General features: G+C 61.7%; 7 protein-coding genes. All 7 read left to right on the plus strand.

Translation table 11 applies throughout. The features are described from left to right. The first annotated feature begins 50 nt into the window (after nt 1–50). Complete coding sequence (gene ccoN / locus NKJ01_RS17675) at nt 51–1661, plus strand: cytochrome-c oxidase, cbb3-type subunit I (RefSeq protein ID WP_023759204.1); 1611 nt, start codon at nt 51–53, stop codon at nt 1659–1661. Nucleotides 1662–1672: 11 nt separating this feature from the next. Next, a complete protein-coding gene (gene ccoO, locus NKJ01_RS17680; protein ID WP_352729742.1) occupies nt 1673–2404 on the plus strand; it encodes a cytochrome-c oxidase, cbb3-type subunit II in 732 nt (243 codons plus the stop codon). A gap of 12 nt (nt 2405–2416) precedes the next feature. Next, nucleotides 2417–2566: a CcoQ/FixQ family Cbb3-type cytochrome c oxidase assembly chaperone gene (locus NKJ01_RS17685; protein WP_023759205.1), complete on the plus strand. Its 150-nt coding sequence runs from the start codon at nt 2417–2419 to the stop codon at nt 2564–2566. Nucleotides 2567–2568: 2 nt separating this feature from the next. Further along, nucleotides 2569–3432: a cytochrome-c oxidase, cbb3-type subunit III gene (ccoP, locus tag NKJ01_RS17690; protein ID WP_352729745.1), complete on the plus strand. Its 864-nt coding sequence runs from the start codon at nt 2569–2571 to the stop codon at nt 3430–3432. 218 nt (nt 3433–3650) lie between these two features. Further along, the gene (gene ccoG / locus NKJ01_RS17695; RefSeq protein ID WP_352729747.1) at nt 3651–5210 is read left to right on the plus strand and encodes a cytochrome c oxidase accessory protein CcoG; all 1560 of its coding nucleotides are present in this window, start codon (nt 3651–3653) and stop codon (nt 5208–5210) included. Beyond that, nucleotides 5207–5704 (plus strand): FixH family protein, encoded by a 498-nt coding sequence (locus NKJ01_RS17700; RefSeq protein ID WP_352729749.1) that lies wholly within the window; start codon nt 5207–5209, stop codon nt 5702–5704. The genes ccoG and NKJ01_RS17700 overlap by 4 nt, the downstream gene beginning before the upstream one ends. Further along, the coding region (locus tag NKJ01_RS17705; RefSeq protein WP_352729751.1) for a heavy metal translocating P-type ATPase at nt 5701–7498 on the plus strand (1798 nt) is incomplete at its 3' end. The genes NKJ01_RS17700 and NKJ01_RS17705, both read left to right, overlap by 4 nt.

Consider the following 7498-nt stretch of genomic DNA (forward strand, 5'->3'; position numbering starts at 1 on the left):
GTCAAGCGGATTGGCGTCCGCGCATCGGTATCGGAGGTCGGGGACAGGTCATGAAGTTCGGCACGCAAATCTTCGCTTTGGGCCTGTTCACATTCGGGGCTCTTGTGGCAGCCGGGTTCGGTGCGGACGAGCCATTCCGGCAGCATATGTGGGTGCTGTTTTTTGTGCTGCTCGGCTTTGTCGCCATCCTCATCCGCAACACGAATTTCAAGGTCGCCGCTCCGATCGACCCGTCCGCCTATATGGATGGGCCAATCCGCTATGGCGCCATCGCCACCATGTTCTGGGGTGTCGTCGGTATGCTGGTCGGCGTCGTCATTGCGTTGCAGCTTGCCTACCCCGATCTCAACATTCAGCCCTGGTTCAACTTCGGCCGTCTGCGGCCATTGCATACGTCGGGCGTCGTCTTCGCCTTCGGCGGCAATGCGCTGCTCTGCACGTCCCTCTATGTCGTCCAGCGCACCTGCCGCGCCCGCCTATTCGGCGGCGATCTCGGTTGGTTCGTGTTTTGGGGCTACCAGCTCTTCATCGTTATGGCCGCGACCGGCTACCTGCTCGGCATCACCGAGAGCCGCGAATACGCCGAGCCCGAATGGTATGTGGATATCTGGCTGACCATCGTCTGGGTCGCCTATCTGATCCTGTTCCTGGGCACGATCCTGAAACGCAAGGAGCCGCATATCTACGTCGCCAACTGGTTTTACCTCTCCTTCATCGTCACCATCGCGATGCTGCATGTGGTCAACAACCTGTCGATGCCGGCCTCATTCCTGGGATCCAAGAGCTACTCCGCCTTTTCCGGGGTCCAGGACGCCCTGACGCAATGGTGGTACGGCCACAATGCCGTTGGCTTCTTCCTGACCGCCGGCTTCCTAGGCATGATGTATTATTTCGTGCCCAAGCAGGCAAACAGGCCGGTCTATTCCTACCGCCTGTCGATCGTCCATTTCTGGGCAATCATCTTTCTCTACATCTGGGCCGGACCGCATCACCTGCACTACACCGCCCTGCCCGATTGGGCGCAGACGCTCGGCATGGTGTTTTCGATCATGCTGTGGATGCCGTCATGGGGCGGCATGATCAACGGCCTGATGACGCTGTCGGGCGCCTGGGACAAGCTCCGCACCGATCCGATCATCCGCATGATGGTGATGGCCATTGCCTTCTACGGAATGTCGACCTTCGAAGGTCCGATGATGTCGATCAAGGCGGTCAACTCGCTGTCGCATTATACCGACTGGACAATCGGACACGTCCATTCGGGCGCACTCGGCTGGGTTGGCATGATCTCATTCGGCGCGCTCTATTACATGGTGCCGAAGCTCTGGAACCGTAACCGTCTCTATTCGCTGCGGCTGGTCACCTGGCACTTCTGGCTGGCGACACTCGGGATCGTCGTCTACGCCTCGGTCATGTGGGTGTCGGGCATCATGCAGGGCCTGATGTGGCGCGAATACGACGAGCAGGGCTTCCTGGTCTACTCCTTCGCCGAAACGGTCGCCGCCATGCACCCCTACTATGTGATGCGCGCAATCGGTGGAGCCATGTACCTCTCCGGCGCCCTGATCATGGCCTGGAATATCGCCATGACCATCCTTGGATACCAGCGCGAGGAGGAGCCGATGCCCGGCTCCGTTCCCGCCCTTCAGCCTGCCGAATAAGGAGCCAGAAAATGGGCTTGATGGACAAACACGCGCTGATCGAGAAGAACGCCACGCTTCTTCTCGTAGGTTCACTTCTCGTCGTCACCGTGGGTGGCATCGTCGAGATCGCACCTCTCTTCTACCTCGACAATACGATCGAGAAGGTCGAAGGCATGCGGCCCTACTCGCCGCTCGAGCTCGTCGGGCGCAACATCTATGTGCGTGAGGGATGCTATCTCTGCCATAGCCAGATGATCCGCCCGTTCCGTGACGAGGTCGAGCGCTATGGGCATTACAGCCTGGCGGCCGAGTCGATGTATGACCATCCCTTCCAGTGGGGATCGAAGCGTACCGGTCCGGACCTCGCCCGGGTTGGCGACCGCTACTCCAATCGTTGGCATGTCGAGCACCTCACGGACCCTCGTTCCGTGGTGCCTGAATCGATCATGCCGAGCTATGCGTTCCTGAAAGACACGCCGATCAAGGTGAAGGACTTCTCGACGCACCTGGTCGCCAACAGGTATGTCGGCGTCCCCTACAGCGATGACATGGTCGCACACGCGAACGCCGATCTGATGGCGCAGTCCGATCCCAACGCCGACACGTCCGGCCTCGAGGCCCGCTACCCAAAAGCCAAGACCGGCGACTTCGACGGCAACCCGCAACAGGTGACGGAGATGGACGCGCTGGTCGCCTACCTGCAGATGCTCGGCACGCTGGTCGATTTCAAGAATTATGACGAAGCCGCCGGCTACCGCTGAGGAGTTTTATCCATGGATTACAATTTGATGCGAGAGTTCGCCGACAGCTGGGGGCTGGTCGCCATGGCCCTTTTCTTTGTCGGCGCGATCGCCTTTGCCCTACGCCCCGGCAGCCGCAAGCTTGCCGACGAAGCTGCCCGGATTCCCCTTGAGGACGAGTGATCATGAGCGACGAGCACATCGATGAAATCTCTGGCGTTTCGACCACCGGCCACGAATGGGATGGCATCCGTGAGTTGAACAACCCGCTTCCGCGCTGGTGGGTGATAACGTTCTACATCACGATTGTCTGGGCGATTGGATACACCGTCGCCTATCCGGCATGGCCTTTGCTGCATTCGGCAACGAAGGGCGTTCTCGGCTATTCGAGCCGCAACGAAGTCAAGAACGAGCTGTCGGCGGCTGACGCGGCGAAGGGAAAATATGTCGCCGCGATAGAATCGAAGAGTGTTTCGGAGATCGCGGCAGACGATACGCTACGCGAATTCGCCGTCGCCGCAGGTGGCGCCGCGTTCAGGGTCAATTGCGTCCAGTGCCATGGTTCCGGCGCCCAGGGCTCCAAGGGCTTCCCCAACCTCAATGACGACGACTGGCTGTGGGGCGGTAAGGCGGATCAGATCCAACAGACGGTCACGCATGGCATCCGCTTCGCTTCCGATCCGGATACGCGCCTTTCGGAAATGCCGGCCTTTGGCGACATCATCACCGCCGACCAGATCAAACAGGTCAGCGCCTATGTGGCCAGCCTGTCCGAAACCGTTGGCGATCAATCGATGTTGGCGCCTGGCGCCAAGGTTTTTGCGGAAAACTGCGTGGCCTGTCACGGTGACAATGCAAAGGGCAACAAGGAACTCGGCGCCCCGGATCTGACCGATGCCATCTGGCTCTACGGATCGGGCGAAGCGGCCATCGCCGCCCAGGTCACAGCGCCGAAACAAGCCGTGATGCCGGCCTGGGGCGCGCGCCTGGGCGAAACGAGGGTCAAGGAACTGGCGGTCTACGTGCATTCGCTCGGCGGTGGAGAATAGGAACGGGGGGCTATTCTCCGGCCCTCACCGCCCAAGCGACGAGGCCCGGCTCTGCCGGGCCTCGATTTGTTTTCGTCTGCCCCGGCGATTGACCTGCATCAACGCGGCGCAATCCGGTGGGCGGCACAATACGGTCGACGATGTATTTCGCGCATCTGCCTGCGCCCAGTCAGGACAGTTGCCCGGCGAAATCACGAGCCGCGCGACGGGAGAAACCAGTGCTGGACAATACGCAGGTAGAACGGCTCGAAGCGGAGGCGGTCAACTCCGCCAAAGTGCGACAGCCGATGTATGCCGCGCGCAAGAAGATATTTCCGAAGCGGGCCACGGGGAATTTTCGCCAGTTCAAATGGCTGGTGATGGCGGTCACGCTTGGTATTTATTATCTAACGCCGTGGCTGCGCTGGGACCGTGGCCCGTTTGCCCCCGACCAGGCAGTGCTGCTCGATGTCGCCAACAGGCGTTTCTACTTCTTCTTCATCGAGATATGGCCGCAAGAATTCTACTATGTGGCAGGCCTTCTGGTCATGGCTGGCGTCGGTCTTTTCCTGATCACGTCGACTGTCGGTCGTGCCTGGTGCGGCTACGCATGCCCGCAGACAGTATGGGTCGATCTGTTTCTGGTGGTCGAGCGGGCCATCGAGGGCGATCGGAATGCACGCATCAAGCTCGATGCCGCTTCCTGGAGCCCCCGCAAGCTCGCACTGCGGGTATCGAAACACGCCATCTGGCTGATCATAGGTGCGGCGACCGGCGGCGCCTGGATCTTCTATTTCGCCGATGCGCCGACCCTGCTCGGCGAACTCTTCACTGGCACGGCGGCTCCTGTCGCCTACATCACCGTCGCCGTGCTGACGGCGACGACCTACACGTTCGGCGGGCTGATGCGCGAGCAGGTCTGCACGTATATGTGCCCGTGGCCGCGCATCCAGGCAGCCATGCTCGACGAAAGTTCGCTCACCGTCACCTACAATGACTGGCGCGGCGAACCGCGCACGCGTCATGCCAAGAAGGTCCAGGCCGCCGGACAGCCGGTCGGGGATTGCGTCGACTGCAATGCCTGCGTCGCTGTCTGCCCGATGGGGATCGACATTCGCGATGGCCAGCAGCTCGAATGCATCACCTGCGCGCTCTGCATCGACGCCTGCGACGGCGTCATGGACAAGCTCGGCAAGGAGCGCGGGTTGATCTCCTACGCAACCCTCTCCGACTACAACGCCAACATGATGTTGGCGACTGCGGGCGGCTCCGGTTCAGTCAATCCGTCGCTCGTCAGAACGGATGACGGCCTGTTTTCAGACAGGGTGGCTCATTTCCATATCCGCAAGATCTTTCGCCCGCGCACCTACGTGTACATGGCCATGTGGTCGCTGATCGGTCTGGGCCTGCTCTATTCGCTGCTGACGCGCGACCGGCTCGAGATCAATGTCCTGCACGATCGCAATCCGCAATTCGTGACGCTGTCCGACGGCTCCATCCGCAATGGCTATACCGTCAAGCTGCTGAACATGATCCCCGAACCAAGAACGGTCGTCGTCACAATGGCAGGCTTGCCAGGCGCAGAGATGAGCATCGTCGGTGTCGACCTTCCTGCCGATCGCTCTTTTGCGATCCAGGTCGAACCAGACCGGCTCAAGGTGTTAAAGGTTTTTGTGCGCCTGCCTGCCGAGCAGATCCATGGCGAAGCGCAGACCTTCACTCTTCAGGTCGAAGACAAAGCGAGTTTCGAGTCGAACGAATACACCGCCACCTTCAACGCGCCGGAGATCGCCAGATGAGCGTCACCACGCGAAAGTCCCGCGAATTCACCGGCAGGCACATGTTGGCGATTATCCTTGCCTTCTTCGGGGTGGTCATCGCGGTCAATCTGACGATGGCGACGCTTGCCAACACGAGCTGGACCGGCCTGGTCGTCGAAAACACCTATGTGGCGAGCCAGGAATTCAACAGGAAGGCCGAGGAAGGACGCGCGCAGGCAGCCCTCGGCTGGACCGGCAAGCTGACCATCGCATGGGGCGAAGTCCGCTACAGCCTCACCGACGCCGCCGGCAAGCCGGTTCCCTTGCATCGCGTCAGGGTGCTGTTTCGCCATCCCGCTTACGAGAAGGAGGATGAGGCCATCAAGCTCGCCCTCGCCTCGGGTCAGGAATTCGCCGCCCTGCACACGCCGAAGGATGGTGTCTGGATCGTCGAAGTCGACGCCGATGCCGGCCTGAAGGAACCTTATCGCGACGTGCGCAGGATCATGATTTCCCATGGAGCGCTGCAATGAGCTGCTGTGCGCCGGGCGCCGAAATGGCGCTGGATCTGGTCGGCGCCAGCTCGGTCCTGCCATCCGGCCAGGAAATCAAGCTGGCGAGCCGATCGCTTGGCGATGATCTTCGTCAGACCGACCTTTCCGTACCGACTGTTCACTGCGGCGCCTGCATCCAGACCATAGAGACGGCGTTGGGGAAACTCGATCACGTCGAGGCCGCTCGCGTCAACCTGTCAACGAAGCGGGTTTCGGTCCGGTGGCGCGGGGACGAGGTTCCACCGTTCGTCACCGTGCTTGAGAGGCTAGGTTATCAAGCTCACCTGTTCGAGACCGAGATCGATGCAAAGGACAAGACGCTCTCGGAGCTTATCCGCGCCGTCGCTGTTGCGGGCTTCGCGGCGGGTAACATCATGCTGCTTTCGGTCTCGGTCTGGTCCGGTGCCGAAGGCGCGACACGCGACCTGTTCCACTGGGTCTCAGCGCTGATAGCCATCCCCGCGCTCGCCTTCGCCGGCGGCATCTTCTTCCGCTCGGCCTGGAATGCATTGCGCCACGGCCGCATGAACATGGACGTGCCGATCGCGGTCGGCGTCTCGCTCGCCTACGCAATGAGCCTCTACGAGACGATCAACCATGGCGATCACGCCTATTTCGACGCGTCGGTGTCGCTGCTGTTCTTCCTGTTGATCGGCCGGACGCTGGATCACGTCATGCGGGAGCGCGCCCGCACCGCCGTGAAGGGCCTGTCGCAGCTGGCCGCGCGTGGCGCCATGGTGCTGCGCGCCGACGGCGCGCGCGACTACCTGCCGGTTGGCGAGATCGAACCGGGAATGCTGCTGCTGATCGCGGCAGGCGATAGGATACCCGTCGACGGCGAGATCGTCCAAGGGGCGTCGGATCTCGACTGCTCGCTGGTTTCCGGCGAGAGCACGCCCCGAAACGTAGCGCCAGGCGAACCCGTGCAGGCTGGCGTGCTCAACCTTACCGGCTCGCTGACGATCAAGGCGACAGCCGCCGCGAAGGATTCGTTCCTTGCGGAAATGGTTCGGCTGATGGAAGCTGCCGAGGGCGGCCGGGCAAATTATCGCCGGATCGCCGATCGCGTTTCAGCGCTTTATGCCCCGGTGGTTCATCTTACCGCCTTCGTGACATTCCTCGGCTGGATGGCGGCGACCGGCGACTGGCATCGGGCGATGACCATCGCCATTGCCGTTCTCATCATCACATGCCCATGCGCGCTCGGCCTCGCCGTGCCGATCGTTCAGGTGGTCGCCGCGAGGCGCCTGTTCGAGAACGGCATCATGGTCAAGGACGGTTCGGCCATGGAGCGCCTGGCGACGATCGATGCCGCGGTGTTCGACAAGACCGGAACGCTCACGCTCGGAAAACCGCGGCTCGTCAATGCATCGTCGATCGATCCGGCCATGCTGGCCATTGCAGCCGACATGGCAGCGCATTCGCGCCACCCGTTTTCAAAGGCCATAGCCGGCTTTGCCGCGCCTGGCGGGCAGCGCAAATTCGATGCCGTCACCGAGCAGCCGGGATTCGGCATCGAAGCCGCTGCCGCCGGAAACATCTGGCGGCTGGGTCGACGCGGATGGGCTGGATGGAAAGCCCGCACCGGCGGCGAAGGCCGACATGGCTATGGCGGGACGGTTCTGACGAAAGACGGGATCATCGTCGCGACCTTCGATTTCGAGGATGCGCCGCGTGCCGACGCCAGAGCAGCGATCGAGCGATTGAAGGATGCCGGGGTGTCGGTGCGGATGCTGTCGGGGGATACGGCGGCCGCCTGCGGCGAAGTCTCGA

The sequence above is a fragment of the Mesorhizobium sp. M0276 genome, from assembly GCF_040321755.1.
Taxonomy (GTDB): Bacteria; Pseudomonadota; Alphaproteobacteria; order Rhizobiales; family Rhizobiaceae; genus Mesorhizobium.